Below are 17,939 nucleotides of genomic sequence, written 5' to 3'. Positions count from 1 at the left end.
TTTTTCCTCCTGTTCGGCAGCAAGCAGTTTAATCTTGTACCATTCTAGGGGCGATTCTCTGAATTGCCCCTTCTTCTTTTACTTTATGGATGCGGTCAGGGGCACTAATGAGCCTTCTCGATATCCTTCTCTGGGGCATTTTGCTGGCGTTTGCGGTAAAAGGCTTTACGAAAGGGCTTGTTCGTGAGGTATGCTCACTGTTCGGGCTGGTTCTCGGCGGGTGGGCCGCCTTTACCTACCACGCATCGTTCGGCGCAACCCTGGGGCGCCTCATTCATCTCCCCCAATTCGTGGGATCTGCTGTCGCATTCCTCTGTATCCTCCTTGCGGTCGGGCTGCTTTTCGCCCTGATCGGCCACTTCCTTACCGTCGTTTTCAAGATTGCCCTGCTGGGGGGAATTAACCGGGTCGGCGGGGTGGTTTTCGGGTTGCTCGAGGGGGGGTTCCTGCTGTGTGTCCTGCTTTATTTTGGAACGTCGAGCCCGGCCCCGCATCGGTTGAAAAGCTGGCTCTCCTCAAGCGCTACCGCCCGGACGTTCATCGGTTGCGGCCGGGATGTCATCGATGGCTGGCGACAGGAAAAAGGCGCTCCGCCGTCGGGAATGCACAAACGGACTAAAGATGTCGATGATTCCCGACGATAAGATTAATGAGGTCAAAGAGCGGGCGGCAATCGTCGATGTGGTCGCCGACTACGTGAGCCTCAGGAAATCGGGCGCCAATTATCAGGGGCTCTGCCCCTTTCACGGCGAAAAGACTCCGTCGTTCAACGTCAACCCGGCCCGGGGGATTTTCCACTGTTTTGGCTGCGGCGTGGGGGGGAATGTCGTTACCTTCATTATGAAGATGGAGGGGCTCTCATTCCCCGAGGCAGTGAAATTTCTTGCCAAGCGGGTTGGGGTGGTCATCGAGGATCGCCCTGTTTCCGCCGCCGAGAAACGGCGGCTTGACGAGCGGGAGCTCCTCTACGAGATTGGTGAGCTCGCGGCGAAGTTCTACCGGAATCTGCTCGAACGGAACGAAGAAGCGGCGGCGGCCCGCCGTTATCTGGAAAAGCGCGGCGTTGACCGGGAGACTGCCGAAGCGTATCGGTTGGGCTATGCGCCGGAGCGCTGGGATGCTCTGGCCCGTTATCTGGCCCAGAAGGGCGTGCCGCCGGAACAAGCGGAGAAGCTGGGGCTGCTCCGCCGGCGCGAAGGTGGCGGCTTCTACGACACGTTCAGAAACCGCCTGCTCTTCGCCATTACTGACATTCACGGCCGGATCATCGGTTTTGGCGGCCGGGTTCTCGATGATTCACTGCCGAAGTATATCAACTCACCTGAATCGCCTATCTACCATAAGAGCGAGGTGTTGTTCGGCGCTCATCTGGCCAAAGGGGCAATGCGCGAGCAGGGGAGTGCGATTGTTGTAGAGGGGTATTTTGACCACTTGGCGCTCTATCAGGCCGGGGTCAGAAACGTGGTGGCAACCTGCGGCACCGCCCTTACCGACGGGCATATCAAGCTTCTGAAGCGGTATGCGACAAAAGTCTATACCCTGTTTGATGCCGACAGTGCGGGGAAGAAGGCGACGTTGCGGGCGCTGGATCTTTTCCTTCAGGAAAATTTTCCGGCCTATGTGGTGGAACTGACGGCGGGCGAAGATCCCGACAGCTTTGTCAAGAAAGAGGGGGTGACGGCCTTTCAAGACCGGCTGGCCAAGGCGCGGCCGGTAATCGAGTACTTTTTTCGCGACCTTCTCCGGCAGGTGGACATCGGTACTGTCGAGGGGAAGGTGCGGGTGGTGGAAGAATTGGCGCCGCGGCTGGCAAAGATTGCCAATCCGATCGAGCGCGAATTGTATGTGCGGGAAGTGTCGCGCATCGTTGGCGTCGAGAACCGGTCGCTGCTGGCCAAGATCGGCCGCGGGGCGGCGCCGGCGAATGACGGCCCGTCCCGGGCGGAGCGACGCAGCGGCGGGGCGGGGCCGGAGGAGATGCTCCTCTCCCTGATGGGGCGCTATGCCGAGGTCGCGGAGCGGGTCCGTTCCTGCGGGCCGGAACGGCTATTCGGCGGGGCACTGCTGCCGGTAGCACAGGAAATCTTGCGACGACTGGCAGCCGGCGAGGGGCTCGACTGGGGGGAACTGCTCGAACTGATCGGCTCTCCCGAGGAGCGGAGCCGGCTGGCCGCCTTTCTCGTCAAGGATGAGCATCTGGACGATCTGGATCTCGGCAAGGCGTTTGAGCAATGTCGGCAGGCCCTGGAGCGGACTTCGCTGAAGGGGATGAAAGATCTGGCCCGGGAGTTGGCGACGACCGAGCCCGACTCCCCCCGCTACCGGGAATTGCTCCAGGAGATCGACGCCTTGCGAAACAGGAAATCACAGTTATCTTAATATAACAGAGTGCAATGAGGTGAATTGATGGCCAAGAAAAGCACGGATGAAGTCAAGCAGCTGATCGACCTCGGCAAGGAGAAAGGTTTTCTCACGTACGACGAGGTCAACGATCTGCTGCCTCCCGATATTTCCTCCGAACAGATCGATGACGTCATGAGCATGTTCGGGGAAATGGACATCGATATCGTCGATTCCGCCCAGAAGGTCAAGATCCCCAAGATGAAGCTCGATCTGGAAGAGGAAGAAGAGCTTGAAGGGGAGCAGGAAGATTTCGAGTACGAGCCGGGAACCCTCGGCAGAACGAGCGACCCGGTCAGGATGTACCTGCGGGAAATGGGCTCGGTTTCGCTGCTGACCCGCGAAGGGGAAGTGGAAATTGCCAAGCGGATCGAAGAGGGGGAGCGGGATATTGCCGGTGTCATTCTCAATACCCCGATCACCATCAAGGAGATCATCGCTCTTGGCGATAAACTCCGGAAGTTCCAGATCACCCCGGCCGAGATCAGCAAGGAAGCCGAGGAGGAGGAGCTGGAAGAGGACGAGGAGGATGTCCAGAAGACCCGGCTGCTGGCGCTGATCGACGAAATCTGCGAAAAAGACGTTCAGATGGAGGCGCTGGCGGGCGAACTCGAGAGCGAGGCGTTGACCGGAGCGCGTCAGGAAGAGCTGCGTGCCGCACTGCAGGAGCTGAAAACGACCGTTGCCGAACTGGTCCGGGGGCTCCGGCTCAAGGATCGGCATATTGCCAAGATTGCCCAGCGGCTCAAGGAGCTGTCCGTCAAGGTTGACGGCATCCTGGACGAGATCGCCGGCATCGAAGCCGAAGCGGGGCTTTCCAGCGCCGAGCAGGAAGCGTTGCTTGCCAAGGGGGAAGACGGGGCCAAGTCGGCGCTGAAACGGCTCAAGATCTCCTTTGACGATCTGCAGAAAATGGATAAACGGATCAAGGCGGCCGAGAAGAAGCTGAAGAAGGTCGAGCAGGAATCGGGGTTCAAGGCCAAGGAACTGGCGGACGCCCTGCAGGCAATCGATCAGGGTGAAAGCAAGTCGAAGCTGGCCAAGTCAGAGCTGGTCGAGGCAAACCTCCGGCTGGTGGTGTCCATCGCCAAGAAATATACCAACCGCGGACTGCAGTTCCTCGACCTGATTCAGGAAGGGAACATCGGCCTGATGAAGGCGGTCGACAAGTTCGAGTATCAGCGGGGCTACAAGTTTTCCACCTACGCCACCTGGTGGATCCGGCAGGCCATTACCCGGGCGATTGCCGACCAGGCGCGGACGATCCGGATTCCGGTGCATATGATCGAGACGATCAACAAGCTGATCCGGACCAGTCGTCAGCTCGTCCAGGAGATCGGCCGCGAGCCTTCGCCGGAAGAGATCGCCGAGCGGATGAATCTTCCCCTCGACAAGGTGCGGAAGGTGCTGAAGATCGCCAAGGAGCCGATTTCCCTCGAAACGCCGATCGGCGAAGAGGAGGATTCGCATCTTGGGGATTTCATCGAGGACAAGGGGGTCGTTTCCCCGCTCGAAGCGGTCATCAAGGCGAACCTGTCGGAGCAGACCGCCCGCGTCCTCGCCACCCTGACCCCGCGGGAGGAGAAGGTGCTCCGGATGCGTTTCGGCATCGGTGAAAAGAGCGACCACACCCTCGAAGAGGTGGGACAGGACTTCGAGGTTACCCGGGAGCGGATTCGCCAGATCGAGGCCAAGGCGCTCCGCAAGCTGCGCCACCCGAGCCGGAGCAAGAAGCTGAAGAGCTTCGTCGAATAGTTGGTGGCAACTGGCTGCACGGGCCGCGCCGGAATCCCGGCGCGGCCTTTTTGCATGCCCGGAGGGGATGGAATGAAGATCGTCGTCCTTGATGGCCATACCGTCAATCCTGGCGACAACCCCTGGGATGAATTGGCGGCGTTCGGCACCCTTGCCGTGTTCGACCGGAGCGCGCCGGATCAGGTCGTGGCGCGGGCGGGGGAGGCCGAAATCGTGCTGGCCAACAAGACGTTGCTCCCCGCGGAGACTTTGGCCCAGCTGCCGCGGCTCCGGCTGATCGTCGAGCTGGCTACCGGTTTCGACAATATCGATGTCGCCTTCGCCGGCCGGCACGGTATCCCGGTCGCCAATGTCCCGGTGTATGGCGCCGCCTCGGTGGCCCAGCACACCTTCGCCCTGATCCTTGAACTCTGCAACCGGGTCGGTGAACACGATCGAGCGGTCAAGACGGGCGCCTGGATCAAGGCGCCGGACTTTTCCTTCACCACGGCGCCGCTGGTCGAACTTGCCGGCCGGCGGCTCGGCATCGTCGGCTTCGGCGAGATCGGCCGCCGGGTGGCGGCGATCGCCCACGCCTTCGGGATGGAGGTGTTGGCCTACAATCCCCGGCCCAAGGAAGCCCTGTCGGGCGTGCCGGTTACCTGGACCAGCCTTGAGGAGCTGTTTGCTGCTGCGGATATCGTCAGTCTCCATTGTCCGCTCACGGCGGAAAACCGCGGTTTCGTCGCTCGCCCGCTCCTGAAGACGATGAAGAGGGACGCTTTCCTGATCAACACGGCCCGGGGGGCGCTGGTCAACGAGAGGGACCTGGCTGCCGCTCTCGGCGAGGGGCAGCTTGCCGGGGCGGCGGTAGATGTGGTGGACGGAGAACCGATGCTGCCGGCCAATCCGTTGCTGGCCGTCCCATCTTGCATCATTACACCCCATATCGCCTGGGCGAGCCTGGCCGCCCGGCGGCGGCTGCTGGCCGGTGCCGTCGGGAACGTGGCCGCCTTTCTGGCTGGAGCGCCGAGCAATGTGGTGAACCGGCAGTATCTTTCCGGGTCCCGAGCGCTATGAAATGCCGATGTATCACTGGGGCCTCGCCGGCCGGTTTCGATTGTCCCGTCGACATTTTTCTCCTGCCGGGACCGACGCACGTGGCGCGCTCCGGCTTCGGTCATGCCGGTAACGGCAACGCGCTGTTGCTTGCCTTCGGAGCCGACCCGAGGCGTCGCTAAGGAGTTGTCGATGGCCAAGGAGAAAACGCCGGTAACGCCGGCAGTGCGGATGTTGCGGGCTGCCAAGGCCGCTTTTACCGAACACCTCTATGCTTACGAAGAGCGGGGAGGAACCGCCGTTTCCGCCCGGGAACTGGGGGTGGCGGAACATGCGGTGATCAAGACTCTGATCATGGAGGACGAGAGCAGGGCGCCGCTGGTGGTGTTGATGCACGGCGACCGGCAGGTTTCCACCAAGGAGCTTGCCCGGCTCATCGACGTCAAGAGCGTTACCCCCTGTCTGCCGGAGATCGCCCTGAAGCACTCCGGCTACCTGGTGGGGGGGACCTCGCCGTTCGGGACCCGGCGGGCGATGCCGGTCTACATGGAGGAGAGCATCCTGGACCTGCCGCTGATCTACCTCAATGGCGGCAAGCGGGGGTTCCTGGTCGGGATGGACCCCCACGAGGTAGCACGCATCCTGAAGCCAACACTGGTGCAGGTCGCTATTTGAAGGGAGAGGGAGATGGAGCGCGAAGAGCAGTGCCGTCGTGCCGCCGCTGCGATCCGTGCCGCCCGGGTGCTGGTAATCACGGCCGGCGCCGGGATGGGTGTCGATTCCGGTCTGCCCGATTTTCGCGGCGACCGCGGCTTCTGGAACGCCTACCCGATGTATGAGCGGCTCGGCATCAGTTTTGTCGGGGCTGCCAATCCCGACCATTTCGAGCGAGACCCGCCATTCGGCTGGGGATTTTACGGCCATCGGACCAATCTCTACCGGGAGACCGTCCCCCATGCCGGATTTGCCATCCTTCGGGAGTGGATCGACCGTTTCGGGCTCGACTATTTCGTCGTTACCTCCAATGTTGACGGTCAGTTCCAGAAGGCGGGTTTTGCCGAGGACCGGATTCTCGAGGTCCACGGTTCCATTCATTATTTACAGTGCACCAGACCGTGCTCCATGGCGATCTGGGCCAATACGGAGAGTATCGACGTGGATCTGACGACCATGCGGGCGACGACGCTCCCCCGCTGCCGCCATTGCGACGCGGTGGCCCGCCCCAATATCCTGATGTTTGGCGATTACGGCTGGATCAGCGACCGGACGAGCCGCCAAGAGCGCCATTTCGACGAATTTCTCACCGACAGCCGGGGGACGTTGACCGTGGCGATTGAAATGGGCGCCGGGACTGCCATCCCGACCATCCGTTACCTGACCGAACAGATTGCGGCCCGTCCTGCTGCGGCGGCAATTCGGATCAATCCGCGGGAGGCGCAGATCGCCTGGCCCCACGTCTCGCTGTCGCTCGGCGCCCTGGCCGGACTGACGGCGATCGATGCCGAACTGCGCCGGAGTGCCGGACAATGAGGAGCGGGCAACGCGAGACACCAGTGGCCGGCAGCTATCCGTTTTTTGCCGCCACCGCCCGCGGGGTCGAAGAGCTGCTGGCCGCCGAGATGGCCCGGCTGGGGCTCGACGGGATCGCCGTTGAGAAAGGGGGGGTACGGTTTGCCGGTGACCTGGCCGCCTGCTACCGAGCCAATCTCTGGCTGCGGACCGCCAGCCGGGTCCTGCTCCAGGTGGCCAGTTTCCCGTGCGATTCGCCGGAGCGCCTCTATGAGGGGGTCCGAAGCATTCCCTGGCAGCAGTGGCTGACCCCTGAAATGACCCTGGCGGTGGAGTGCAACCTCCGCGATTCGGTGCTGACCCACTCGGGTTTCGTGGCGCTGAAGACCAAGGATGCCATCGTCGATGCGTTGCGGGACCGCTTCGGCCGCCGGCCGAATGTGGCACCGAAGGATCCGGACCTGCTGGTGAATATCCACCTGGCCCGGAATCGGTGTACCGTCAGCCTCGACTCGTCGGGGGCCGGCCTCGACAAGCGGGGATACCGGACCGAGACCGGTGAGGCGCCGCTGCGGGAAACGTTGGCGGCGGCCCTGGTCGATTTTACCGGCTGGGACGGGACGGTGCCGCTGGTTGATCCGATGTGTGGCTCGGGAACGATCCTGATCGAGGCGGCGCTGAAGGCGCTGGACCGGGCGCCGGGGCTGATCCGGCAACGCTTCGGTTTTCAGCGTTGGCGCGGTTACGAGCCGAATCTCTGGGAGGAACTCTGCTCCGAGGCGCGGGAACGGGAGCAGGCGACGCTGCCGCTGGCGCTGCTCGGTCGGGACCGGCTGGAAAATGTTCTCATGGCGGCGCGGAAGAATAGCCGGCGGGCCGGGGTCGCTCAGGTCGTCTCGTTTATGCGAGGCGACATCCGGAGTTTCACCCCTCCCGAGCAGCCGGGGGTGATCCTCTTTAATCCCCCCTACGGGCAACGGCTCGGCGAGGAAGAACAGCTGAAGGTTCTCTACCGGCAGATCGGCGATGTGCTTAAGCAGCGCTGTGCCGGTCATACCGCCTGGATCTTCACCGGCAGTCTCAATCTGGCCAAAGAGGTGGGACTCAAGGCCTCCCGGAGGATCGTCCTCTATAACGGCCCCCTGGAATGCCGGTTGCTGAAGTTCGATCTGTATTGACGGTGCATCGGGGCATATCGCTCCGGACGGTTAGCCTCGTTCACCGGGCTTGGCGACTATCAGGAATCGGTCGTTGAAGAGCGGGGCGAGCAGTGGACGAACGTCGCGCCAGGAGAGTCCGCCGCCTCCGCAGCCGGGCCGGGGGACCGCCACTCTGGTCCAGCCATGGTGGTCGGCCAAGGCAACCAGCTCGGCGGCGGAACGCCGGATCAGGCGCAGGTCGGGATTTTCAAAGGGGCTCTCTTCGACCGGGAAGCTGACCAGCCCGTGCCCCAGGTAGTGGACGTGATTGCCGCGACGGCTGAGCAGTTCGCCCAGGATTCCAGGCAGGTCCGGAAAGCGCTCCCGGGCCTCGCGGGCGCAGCCTCGGCCGAGGACCGCCAGCCCCTGCGGCGTTACGAACCCGTTGGTGGTAATCGCGACAATCCCGCCATCCAGCAGTTGCCACAGTTCTCCTTCCCACTCGATCACCGGCGCTTCCTCCATCAGTTTTCCATTTGGTCGGACAATCCGGAGAGTATATACTGGTTTAGCTATACTGGCCAGCCGAACGGCTGGGGAAGGAGGGAGCGATGAGTATTTTCGCCGCGATTGCGGAACGGAAAATCCGCGAAGCCATTGAGCGGGGCGAGCTGGCCGACCTGGCGCTCAAAGGGCAACCGATCGTTCATGAAGATCTGACCTTCGTTCCTGAAGAACTGCGGATGGGCTATAAAATCCTGAAAAACGCCGGCGTGCTGCCGGAAGAGCTGGAGCTAAAGCGGGAGATCGTCACGCTGGAGGGGTTGTTGGCGGCCTGCCGGGATGAGGAGGAGCGGCAGGCGGTGAAGAAACGACTGACGGCCCAACGGCTGCGCTTTGACCTGCTGATGGAGAAGATTCGCCGCAATGGTGCCTTTCAACAGTATGCCGCCGCGGCCGAACAGAAGCTCTGCGGCTGAGAAAGTACTTGACAGGATAGTGGCTGTTGCCTAATATGAACTTTCGTTCTTTTCGGGCCTATAGCTCAGTTGGTTAGAGCAACCGGCTCATAACCGGTCGGTCCCAGGTTCGAGTCCTGGTGGGCCCACCACCCGATAACGTGCAGGAAGATGCGGTGATGCCACCAAGGCACCGGTCGAAACGATCATACATCCTTACAGCGAAAAAGAGTGCACGCCGATTGGTTGCACTCTTTTTCTTTTGCCGGTCATGAATACTCTTAAAGTTTCGGATCTACTTGGAATCATTAATAAAATAGCCCCGCCATTCCTGGCCGAAACCTGGGATAACGTGGGGCTGATGGTGGGAAACCCGGCCGCGCCGGTTTCCCGGATCATGGTGGCCCTCGATGGCGGCGCCGACGTCATAGCGGCGGCCATCAGCGACGGCTGTCAGCTCCTCCTCACCCATCATCCCTTTATTTTCCAGCCCCTGAAGAAGATTTCCGCAGCCGATCCCTCCGGACAACTCATCATCGATGCCATCAAGAACGATCTGGCCGTTATTTCCCTCCATACCAACTACGATATCGCCACCGGCGGGATGAACGACCAGCTGGCGATGGCCCTTGGCGTCGGCAACTGCCGGCCGCTCAAGGTGACCGCACCGGCGGAATTTGTCAAACTGGCAGTCTTTGTGCCCGAGGGGCATGAGGAGCAGGTGTTGGAAGCATTGTTCCGCTCGTGTGGGGAGATTGGTAACTATCGTGACTGTTCGTTCCAGGCGGCTGGTAGCGGCACCTTCAGACCGCTGCCGGGGGCTGTGCCGTACATTGGCGAGGTAGGGAGACGGGAAGTCGTTGCCGAGAAGCGGATTGAAGTGCTGGTCCGCAAGGAGTCGCTCGCGGCCGCCGTTGCGGCGATGCTCAAGGCTCATCCGTACGAGGAGCCGGCGTTTGACCTGTATCCACTCCTTAATCGGGGCGAAGAGCGAGGCTTGGGGCGCATCGGCGAACTGCCGGCGTCGGTGACTCTCGATGCGTTTGCGGCAGAGGTGAAGCGGCGGCTCGGCCTGACAAATGTGCGGTTCGTCGGTGCCGCCGACCGCCCGGTGAAGCGGGTGGCGCTTTGCGGCGGCAGCGGAATGTCGCTGATGCGGGACGCGTACCGGCAGGGCGCGGACGTTTTTGTCACCGGCGATGTGAAGTATCACGAAGCGCGGGATGCCGAGGCGCTCGGGCTGGCCTTGCTGGATGCGGGGCATTTTGGGACGGAGATCCTGATGGTGGAACAGGTCGTCGGTCGCGTCGGCGAGGAGCTGGCGCTGCGGCGATACGATGCGGAAATCATAGCGTTCAGGGGAGAGCGGGAGCCGTTTGTCTTTCGGTAAGGCTCTCTCGCCTTAAGGGCTCATTACGGGAATCAAGGGAGGTTGTGTTGCGCAAGAATCTGATGTTGCTTGAGGAGTTGCAGGAGCTGGACCTGAAAATCGACGGCCGCCATGGCGAGAAGCAGACCCTGCTTGACCAGCTGGCCGCGCTTGACGAGCGGGTCGATAGCGTCCGCCGGACCGTCAGCGAAAAACGGGAGGAGCTGGCTCTTCTTGAAGACGAGCGGCGGTCGCTGGAACAGAATCTCATTACCGAAAACGAGAACATTGCCCGTTCCGAAGCCCGGCAAAAAGAGATCAAGACCCAGAAAGAGTACCAGGCGGTGCTGAAAGAGGTCTCCGCCGCCAAAAAACAGAAGAGTGAGCTCGAAGAGCAGCTGCAGCAGAAACGGACCCAGATCGAGGAGCTGTCCGGGGAAATTGCCGCCCGTGAGGAAGAGCTGGCTTCGCTCGAAGCGAATATTGATAGCCAGAAAGCGGAAATCCAGGGGAGTATCGACCGGCTCGAGCAGGAAATCAGCGTTGATGCCGCGGCCAAGGAGGCTACGGCAAAGAGTATTCCGGCATCGCTCCTGAAGCGGTACGGGGCCCTCCGGGAAAAACGCCAGGGGATTGCCGTGGTGGCAGCGCGGGACGGAAACTGTTCCGGCTGCAACATGAATTTGCCGCCGCAGCTTTACAACAGCCTGTTCCGGACCGATGAGCTGGTCCTGTGCCCCCATTGCCAACGGATGCTCGTTCTGCGTCAGGAAGCTTAACATAGAGATAGTTGGAGCGGGAGCATCCCGCTCCGACAGCGGCTTGGTCGAAGTAGGGCAGATGGTCGCTCCCCGCGTGCGGGGGGAGGAAAGTCCGGGCTCCACAGGGCATGGTGCTGGATAACGTCCAGCGGGGGTAACCCCAGGGATAGTGCCACAGAGAGAAGTCCGCCCGCTCAGGCGGGTAAGGGTGAAAGGGTGAGGTAAGAGCTCACCGGGTTCGGCGGTGACGTCGGATGCCAGGTAAACCCCACCAGGAGCAAGGCCAAATAGGGAAGCGTCAAGGGTTGCCCGCCCGTGCTTCCGGGTTGGCTGCTTGAGGCTGCCGGTAACGGCAGTCCCAGATGAATGGCCATTGCCCGCCGCGGAGCAATCCGTGTCGGGAACAGAACCCGGCTTACGCGCTGCTTCGGCCAATTTTTTTTGTTTGAAACGCAGGGATCGATGACAGATCAACCGATGGACGACCAGGAGCGATGGGCACGGGCGGTGGCGACGGTTACCGCCGAATACGCCGCCCTGCCGTCACGCCTTGTCGACGTGGTCGGGATCAAGGCTGCGGAAATCCGGGCCGTGAAAGAGCGGTTGTGCGGCTTTGCCGCCGAGGTCGGGGCTGCGGCAATTTGCGCCGCCTGCGGCGGGGAATGCTGTCTCCGGGGTAAATACCATTTCACGGCGGTTGATCTGTTGGTGTTTCTGGCTGCTGGAATGCCGCTTTTTCAGCCGCACTTCGGTGGCGAGAATTGTCCGTACGGAGGCGAGAGCGGCTGCCGGATGGCGTCATCGTTCCGGCCGTTCAATTGCGTGACCTACAACTGCGAGCAGGTGGAAGGGTTGTGGCCGCCGGAGCGCGTTGCGGCGTTCTATGGTCTGGAGCGGTTGCTCCGGCAGCTTTACGCCGATCTTGAATCGTTGTTCAATAACCGCTTTATGCACGGTCTGCTGATGAACTATTCTGCCGATGACCAGGTGCAGGGGAGGAAAATCCTGCGCTTTCACGAAGGGTAATGATATGACAACCACGCTGAACGATCTTGTCATGGTCCATATCGATGAAAAACCGGCCTTCTATGCCCGGATCGAGGATGTGTCCCCCGATGTCAAGCCTGGCTGGTGGCGGGTCAAGCTGCTGGTCCTCACCGTCCCGCTGGAGATCTATACCTGGATCCTCGAGGAATCCCAGATCAATGGTGCCCTGTTCACCATGGGGGGGACGCCGGTGCGGATGGAAAAGGTTGTCTCGCCGCTGGCCGGCCAGTTGCCACCCGACCAGACTCCGCCCGCTCCGCCTGCAGACGAGCCGGGAGCCAAGGCTAAGGGGGTGAAGGTGGTTCCCCTGTTTGAGCGAAAGAAAGAAACGTAGCGCGGGGCGTTCAGCCCCGTTTCCCTTCACCGCAAGCCCGCCGCTTTCCCTTCTCTCCCCGTCCGCTGTCTGGTGGTGTATTTTGTGAGCAATTCCCGCTAGTTGTCAGCTGCTCTCGTTGCTTTCCCCGGCCGCCTGCCGACTGTTGGCCAAGAGGGGGGAGGATTTTGGTAACCTGCTGGAAAATAATTGGAAAAAACCGCCAATTCCCCTCCCGATTTTGCCTTGACAACCATTCGGGCCACGAGTATAGTTTTGCCACAAAGTGGTAAATTGTGGTAAATTGTGGCAAGAGGTGCCAACGGGGCATGTTCCGGGGAATTTTTGAGACAACGATCGACGCTAAGGGGCGGACGAGCTTACCGGCCAAATTCCGGGAGGTTCTGGTCGAGACTTTTGGTGACGAGCGCTTCTTCGTTACGAACTCCGCGCCCGTCGGCCTGGGGGGCGACCAGTTCACTTCCGGCTTGCTGCTGTTCCCCTATAACGGTTGGCTGCGCTTCGAAGAGGGGCTGCTCAATAATACCGATCTGACATCCGGTGAGAAAAACAGTGTCATGCGGCGGATCATCGCGCCGGCAGTGGAGTGTACCGCCGATAAGCTCGGAAGGATTCTCGTGCCGCCCCATTTGCGAAAAAGTGCCGCGCTGGAACGTGAAATCGTCTTTGTCGGCCAGATGACCAAAGCGGAAATTTGGAGCCTTTCGGAATATGAGAAGGTAAGTGTCCAGGATCTGAAGAATTTCCCGACGAATTCACCGGTCCTGGCCAACCTGGGGCTTTAGTGGCAGCCTTCGGTCATCTGTCGGTGATGCCGCGCGAGGTAATCAGCTTCCTCGCTCCCCGCCAGGGGGGGATCTATCTTGACGGGACGCTCGGCGGTGCCGGTCATGCCCGGCTGATCCTCGAAGCGACGGCCCCTGATGGCCAGCTGATCGGTTTGGACCGCGATCCGGCCGCTCTTGCCGAAGCCGAAACGCAACTAGCCCGGTTTGGAGCGCGCGTCAGGCTGGTGCAGCAAAACTTCTCCGAGATGGCCGAGGTTCTCGCCCTGCTAGGGATAACGGCCATCAACGGCTTCCTCCTCGATCTGGGCGTATCGTCCCACCAGCTGGACCGGGCCGAGCGGGGCTTCAGTTTCCAGGCCGATGCGCCGCTCGACATGCGGATGGATCCGGCGGCCGAGGTTTCGGCGGCGGATCTGGTCAACGGCAGCTCGGAGCAGGAACTGTCACGGCTGATCTGGGCGTACGGCGAGGAACGCTGGGCAAAGAGAATTGCCGCCTTTATCGTCAAGGCTCGCCAGGTCAGTGCGATCGAAACGACGTTACAGCTCGTTGACATCATCAAGGGAGCGATTCCCCGGGCCAAATGGGAAGAGCGCCTCCATCCGGCGACCCGCACATTCCAGGCGCTGCGCATCGCGGTCAACGATGAGTTGGGCAGTCTCGAACGGGGTCTTGCCGCCGGGTTGGGCCTGCTTGCTCCCGGTGGGCGAGGGGTGGTGATTTCGTTCCATTCGCTGGAAGACCGGATCGTCAAGAATGTTTTCCGTCGCGGTGCGCAGGGATGTACCTGCCCGAAGGGGCTTCCGCAATGTGTCTGTGGGAATACGCCGCAACTGCGTATTTTGACGGGGAAACCGGTAGTCCCGGCGGATGATGAAGTCAGCAGCAATCCAAGGGCTCGCAGCGCCCGGCTGCGGGCGGTTGAAAAGCTGTAGCAGCAGGAGGGGGAAATGGCACAGGCCAAAACAGCATTCAGCAAGGTGGCCGCACCGAAAAGTCTTGAAGCCGTCTCTACCCAGCGGGGGCAACTTTTCCCGTATCTTCTGGTCGTCTTGGTGCTGCTAACCCTGGTGTCCGTGTTCCATGTCTGGTCACGGGTACGGGTGATCGATCTCAATCTGGAGATCGCTGCAACCAGCAAGCTGCTCAAGGATGCCCAAGAGGAGCAGAATCGGCTGAAGCTCGAGGTAGCGTCGTTGAAAACGCCGGCGCGGATCGAAGCTCTTGCCAAGGGCGATCTCGGCATGGCGTTGCCGACTGACCAACAGCTGGTCGTGGTGAAATGAGGTATGATGCCGAGAAATGGATGGCTCTGCGCACCCGCATGGTGGCAGGGATATTCATTGTTTTTTTCGCCTGCGCCGTTTCTCGGGCATTTTATCTCCAAGTAGTCAAACGGGATTACCTGCTGAAGCTTGCCGATCGGCAGCACCAGAAAATCGTTCCGCTGACACCGGTGCGGGGCACCATCTACGATGCGAACGGCGCGGCTCTGGCCGTTTCGGTAGAGATGGATTCATGTTTTGCCCAGCCACGCTCCCTGGAGGCCCCGGCTGACGCCGCGGCCCGTTTGGCACCCTTGCTCGGGATGACCAAGGAGGCGGTGCTGAAGAAATTCCAGGGGAACAGGAATTTCGTCTGGCTGCAGCGGCGGATGACTCCGGACGATGCCAAAAAGATCCGGGATCTGAACATCGAGGGAATCGGCTTCGTTAAAGAGACGAAGCGTTTCTATCCCAACTCGGAAGTTGCCGCCCATGTCATCGGCTTCACCGGCGTAGACCCGGACGGGCTGGAAGGGGTCGAACTCAAATACGATTCGACGATTCTCGGTGGCACTGGCTATCTGGTGACCGAACGGGACGCCCTCGGCCGGGAGATTGCCCTGAAAGGGACCGTTGTCCAGAATGGCAGCGAAGGGCACAATCTCACGCTGACGCTGGACAAGAACATCCAGTACATTACCGAGAAGGAACTGGCCAAAGCGGTGGTGGGGAGCGGCGCCAAAGGCGGCACTGCCATCGTGATGGACCCGCGGACCGGTAAAGTGCTGGCAATGGCAAATTATCCGACCTTCAATCTGAACTCCCATGGTTCGTATTCCCCCCAGGTGTGGCGTAACCGGGCGGTGGCCGACAGCTTCGAACCGGGTTCGACGTTCAAGGTCCTGTTGATTGCCTCCGCCCTGGAGGAAAAGACGATCAGGCCGGGCGACTCGTTCAACTGCGAGGGGGGAAGTTACAGCATTGGCGGTCGGACGATCCACGATACCCATAAATACGGGCGATTGAGCATTGCCGACATTCTCAAATATTCCAGCAACATCGGGGCAGCCAAGATCGGAGCCCGGCTGGGTCCGTCGCGGTTGTACAGTTATCTGCGAAACTTCGGCATCGGCGAGCGGACTGGGATCGATCTTCCCGGCGAAGCGTCGGGGAGCCTGCGGCCGTGGAGCCAATGGTATGGCGTCGATCTGGCGACGATCTCCTTCGGCCAGGGGGTGACTGCCTCGGCAATCCAACTGACGTCGGCCGTTTCGGCCATTGCCAATGGCGGCGTACTGATGAGGCCGTATGTCGTTGAAAAAATTACCGACAACGACGGCAATCTGGTCAAGAGTTTCGAGCCGCAGCAACGCCGACAGGTCGTCTCGGCCGAAACGGCGAAAATTGTCACCAGGATGATGGAGGGGGTGGCGGCCGAGGGAGGGACCGGCACGAACGCCGCGGTCGACGGCTACTTGGTTGCCGGCAAGACGGGGACAGCTCAGAAGGTCGATCCGGTCACTCACAGCTACTCGCTCAACAAGCGGACCGCCTCGTTCATCGGCTTTGTTCCGGCCAACCACCCGCGGCTGACGATCATGGTGGTGGTCGATGAGCCGAAGACCAGCCCCTACGGTGGCGTGGTCGCGGCCCCGGCATTCAGCTCGATTGCGCTGCAATCGCTCTGCTACCTGAAAGTTCCTCCCGACGAGGTCGTCCGGAGCAAGCCGAAGCCGCTGGAGGTAAAGAACCACGCGCCAGCGACCGAGGAGAGCGACGAAGTGGCGTCAGAGGGGGCGATCGTCGATGGGGGCAACGGTGTGGTGATGCCGAATTTCCGGGGCAAAAGTATGCGGCAGGTGCTGAAGACGATGGAAGAAGAGGGACTCAATGTCCGGCTGCTCGGCAGCGGCCGGGCCGTTGAGCAAAATCCGCTTCCGGGGCGGCGGATCGGGCCGGCCGACCAGGTGTGGGTGCGGTTCGTTCCCTCGGCGTAACGGCCCGGCGGGGAGCAGCAGTTACCAGCGACAGATCATGGCGGATAGCGATGCGACTTGAAAAAATTGTACAACTTGTGGGTCCTGTGGAGACAGCCGGGGACATGGCACAAGAGATCAAGGGGCTCTACTTCGATTCGCGGCAGGTGCAGCCCGGTGGTCTCTTTTTCGCGTTAAGGGGGGTGGCGGCCGATGGCCATGATCACATCGCCGCCGCTTGCGCGGCTGGTGCCGTGGCGGTGGTCCTGGAGGATCCTTCCCGGGCGCCGGCCGGAATGACCTGGCTCCGGGTCGAGAATGGTCGTCTCGCCATGTCGCGCACCGCTGCCGCTTTCTACGGCTATCCGACCGATACCGTGCCGACGGTGGGGATTACCGGTACCAACGGCAAGACCACCATCACCTACCTCGTCGAGTCGATCATGGCCCAGGCCGGGTTGGCCGCCGCGGTGCTCGGCACCATCAGCTACCGGTTCGGTGACCGGATGATACCGGCTCCGAATACCACCCCCGAATCGGTGGAGTTGCAGCGGACCCTCCGCGAGTTGCTCGACAGCGGTGCCGGCGCCGTGGTGATGGAAGTATCTTCCCATGCCCTGGAACAGTATCGGGTGGATGGCTGCCGTTTCGACGTCGCTGTTTTCACCAATCTGACCCGCGACCATCTCGATTACCACCGGGATATGGAGTCGTATTTCGCCAGCAAGAGTCGGCTATTTACCGCGCTGCTCGGTGCCGATCCGGTCAAGCCGCGCCGCCACGCAGTCATCAATATCGATGATCCGTACGGTGCCCGGCTGGCTGCGGCGGCTGCGGCGCCGGTCATTACCTACGGATTGACGGTGGCGGCCCAGGTTAGGGCGGAATCGGTCAGTTTCTCGGTGAGCGGGATTGCCGGTACCATGGTTACGCCGGCTGGCTCGTTTGCTTTTCACTCACAGCTGCTCGGCCGCTTCAACCTGTACAATATTCTGGCGGCGGTTGGTGCGGGAGTGGCCCTCGGCCTGCCGCTCGCGGCGATTGCTGGAGGGATCGGTAGTGGCGTCCGGGTGCCGGGGCGGCTCGAACGGGTCGATAACGACCGCGGGGTAACCGTGCTGGTCGACTATGCCCATACCGGCGATGCGCTGGAAAATGTCCTGAAGACCGTTACCGAGCTGGCAACCGGTCGCATCATCACCGTCTTTGGCTGCGGCGGCGATCGTGATCGGGGGAAGCGGCCGGTGATGGGGTCGATCGGCGGGCGCTACAGCGATCTGACTGTGGTGACCTCGGACAATCCGCGCACCGAAGAACCGGTAGCGATCATTGCCGAAATTCTCGGCGGGATCGGCACCCTCGGGCTTCGAGAGTACCACGTCGCCGACTTGGCCGACGGTTTTGACGAAAAGGGGTACGTGGCCGTTGCAGACCGGCACGAGGCAATCCGGCTGGCGGCCCGGCTGGCCAAGCCGGGCGATATTCTGCTGTTGGCCGGCAAAGGCCACGAGGATTACCAGATCGTCGGCCGTGAAAAACATCATTTCGACGATCGCGAGGAAGCTGCCGCCGCCTTTCGGGAGCGGGGATAGGCCGGCG

The 17,939-nt window shown here is 61.4% G+C and carries 18 protein-coding genes, 1 tRNA gene and 1 other RNA gene; 19 read left to right on the top strand and 1 reads right to left on the bottom strand.

Annotation, left to right across the window (positions count from 1 at the left end; genetic code table 11):
* Positions 1-107 precede the first annotated feature (107 nt).
* From QMN23_RS17330 to QMN23_RS17300, 7 genes are all read left to right on the top strand, one after another.
* Entirely contained in the window at positions 108-644 is a 537-nt protein-coding gene (locus QMN23_RS17330; RefSeq protein WP_282000580.1) for a CvpA family protein, read from the top strand.
* The gene (dnaG, locus tag QMN23_RS17325) at positions 622-2,379 is read left to right on the top strand and encodes a DNA primase (protein ID WP_282000579.1); all 1,758 of its coding nucleotides are present in this window, start codon (positions 622-624) and stop codon (positions 2,377-2,379) included. Before QMN23_RS17330 ends, dnaG begins: the two co-directional genes overlap by 23 nt.
* A 27-nt stretch (positions 2,380-2,406) precedes the next feature.
* A complete protein-coding gene (gene rpoD, locus QMN23_RS17320) occupies positions 2,407-4,155 on the top strand; it encodes an RNA polymerase sigma factor RpoD (protein WP_282000578.1) in 1,749 nt (582 codons plus the stop codon).
* Between the two features lie 72 nt (positions 4,156-4,227).
* Positions 4,228-5,214 carry a D-2-hydroxyacid dehydrogenase gene (locus tag QMN23_RS17315; RefSeq protein ID WP_282000577.1) on the top strand — a complete coding sequence of 329 codons (987 nt, stop codon included), beginning with the start codon at positions 4,228-4,230 and terminating at the stop codon, positions 5,212-5,214.
* Positions 5,215-5,385: 171 nt separating this feature from the next.
* Positions 5,386-5,868, top strand: a complete 483-nt coding sequence (locus QMN23_RS17310; RefSeq protein ID WP_282000576.1) for an aminoacyl-tRNA deacylase — start codon at positions 5,386-5,388, stop codon at positions 5,866-5,868.
* A 12-nt stretch (positions 5,869-5,880) separates the two neighbouring features.
* Positions 5,881-6,723 carry an SIR2 family NAD-dependent protein deacylase gene (locus QMN23_RS17305; protein ID WP_282000575.1) on the top strand — a complete coding sequence of 281 codons (843 nt, stop codon included), beginning with the start codon at positions 5,881-5,883 and terminating at the stop codon, positions 6,721-6,723.
* Positions 6,720-7,880, top strand: coding sequence for a THUMP domain-containing class I SAM-dependent RNA methyltransferase (locus QMN23_RS17300; protein WP_282000574.1), 1,161 nt, complete (start codon positions 6,720-6,722; stop codon positions 7,878-7,880). The genes QMN23_RS17305 and QMN23_RS17300 overlap by 4 nt, the downstream gene beginning before the upstream one ends.
* Before the next feature lie 30 nt (positions 7,881-7,910).
* Here the strand turns inward: QMN23_RS17300 and QMN23_RS17295 are convergent, their stop codons facing one another.
* On the bottom strand, positions 7,911-8,366 hold the full coding sequence (locus QMN23_RS17295) for an ADP-ribose-binding protein (RefSeq protein WP_282000573.1): 456 nt from the start codon (positions 8,364-8,366) through the stop codon (positions 7,911-7,913).
* An 86-nt stretch (positions 8,367-8,452) separates the two neighbouring features.
* Here QMN23_RS17295 and QMN23_RS17290 point away from each other — a divergent pair, with 86 nt between their 5' ends.
* From QMN23_RS17290 to QMN23_RS17235, 12 genes are all read left to right on the top strand, one after another.
* Positions 8,453-8,821 carry a DnaJ family domain-containing protein gene (locus tag QMN23_RS17290; protein ID WP_282000572.1) on the top strand — a complete coding sequence of 123 codons (369 nt, stop codon included), beginning with the start codon at positions 8,453-8,455 and terminating at the stop codon, positions 8,819-8,821.
* A 54-nt stretch (positions 8,822-8,875) separates the two neighbouring features.
* A tRNA-Ile gene (locus tag QMN23_RS17285) sits at positions 8,876-8,952 on the top strand.
* 119 nt (positions 8,953-9,071) lie between these two features.
* Entirely contained in the window at positions 9,072-10,190 is a 1,119-nt protein-coding gene (locus tag QMN23_RS17280) for a Nif3-like dinuclear metal center hexameric protein (RefSeq protein WP_282000571.1), read from the top strand.
* A gap of 44 nt (positions 10,191-10,234) precedes the next feature.
* Positions 10,235-10,948, top strand: coding sequence for a zinc ribbon domain-containing protein (locus QMN23_RS17275; RefSeq protein WP_348835249.1), 714 nt, complete (start codon positions 10,235-10,237; stop codon positions 10,946-10,948).
* 49 nt (positions 10,949-10,997) lie between these two features.
* An RNA gene (rnpB, locus tag QMN23_RS17270) (RNase P RNA component class A) lies at positions 10,998-11,363 on the top strand.
* Between the two features lie 29 nt (positions 11,364-11,392).
* On the top strand, positions 11,393-11,956 hold the full coding sequence (locus tag QMN23_RS17265) for a hypothetical protein (RefSeq protein ID WP_282000569.1): 564 nt from the start codon (positions 11,393-11,395) through the stop codon (positions 11,954-11,956).
* A gap of 4 nt (positions 11,957-11,960) precedes the next feature.
* Positions 11,961-12,311, top strand: coding sequence for a hypothetical protein (locus tag QMN23_RS17260; RefSeq protein ID WP_282000568.1), 351 nt, complete (start codon positions 11,961-11,963; stop codon positions 12,309-12,311).
* A 308-nt stretch (positions 12,312-12,619) separates the two neighbouring features.
* Complete coding sequence (gene mraZ, locus QMN23_RS17255) at positions 12,620-13,096, top strand: division/cell wall cluster transcriptional repressor MraZ (protein WP_282000567.1); 477 nt, start codon at positions 12,620-12,622, stop codon at positions 13,094-13,096.
* Positions 13,096-14,034 (top strand): 16S rRNA (cytosine(1402)-N(4))-methyltransferase RsmH, encoded by a 939-nt coding sequence (gene rsmH, locus QMN23_RS17250; protein ID WP_282000566.1) that lies wholly within the window; start codon positions 13,096-13,098, stop codon positions 14,032-14,034. The genes mraZ and rsmH overlap by 1 nt, the downstream gene beginning before the upstream one ends.
* A gap of 15 nt (positions 14,035-14,049) precedes the next feature.
* Entirely contained in the window at positions 14,050-14,385 is a 336-nt protein-coding gene (gene ftsL / locus QMN23_RS17245; RefSeq protein WP_282000565.1) for a cell division protein FtsL, read from the top strand.
* Positions 14,382-16,361, top strand: a complete 1,980-nt coding sequence (locus QMN23_RS17240) for a penicillin-binding protein (protein WP_282000564.1) — start codon at positions 14,382-14,384, stop codon at positions 16,359-16,361. The genes ftsL and QMN23_RS17240 overlap by 4 nt, the downstream gene beginning before the upstream one ends.
* Before the next feature lie 50 nt (positions 16,362-16,411).
* Positions 16,412-17,932: a UDP-N-acetylmuramoyl-L-alanyl-D-glutamate--2,6-diaminopimelate ligase gene (locus QMN23_RS17235; RefSeq protein ID WP_282000563.1), complete on the top strand. Its 1,521-nt coding sequence runs from the start codon at positions 16,412-16,414 to the stop codon at positions 17,930-17,932.
* The last annotated feature ends 7 nt before the right edge of the window (positions 17,933-17,939 follow it).

This window comes from Geotalea uraniireducens (genome assembly GCF_027943965.1).
GTDB classification, from domain to species: Bacteria; Desulfobacterota; Desulfuromonadia; order Geobacterales; family Geobacteraceae; genus Geobacter; species Geobacter uraniireducens.
The sequence above is the reverse complement of the archived record's forward strand: the minus strand, read 5'-3'. Positions and strand labels throughout refer to the sequence as shown.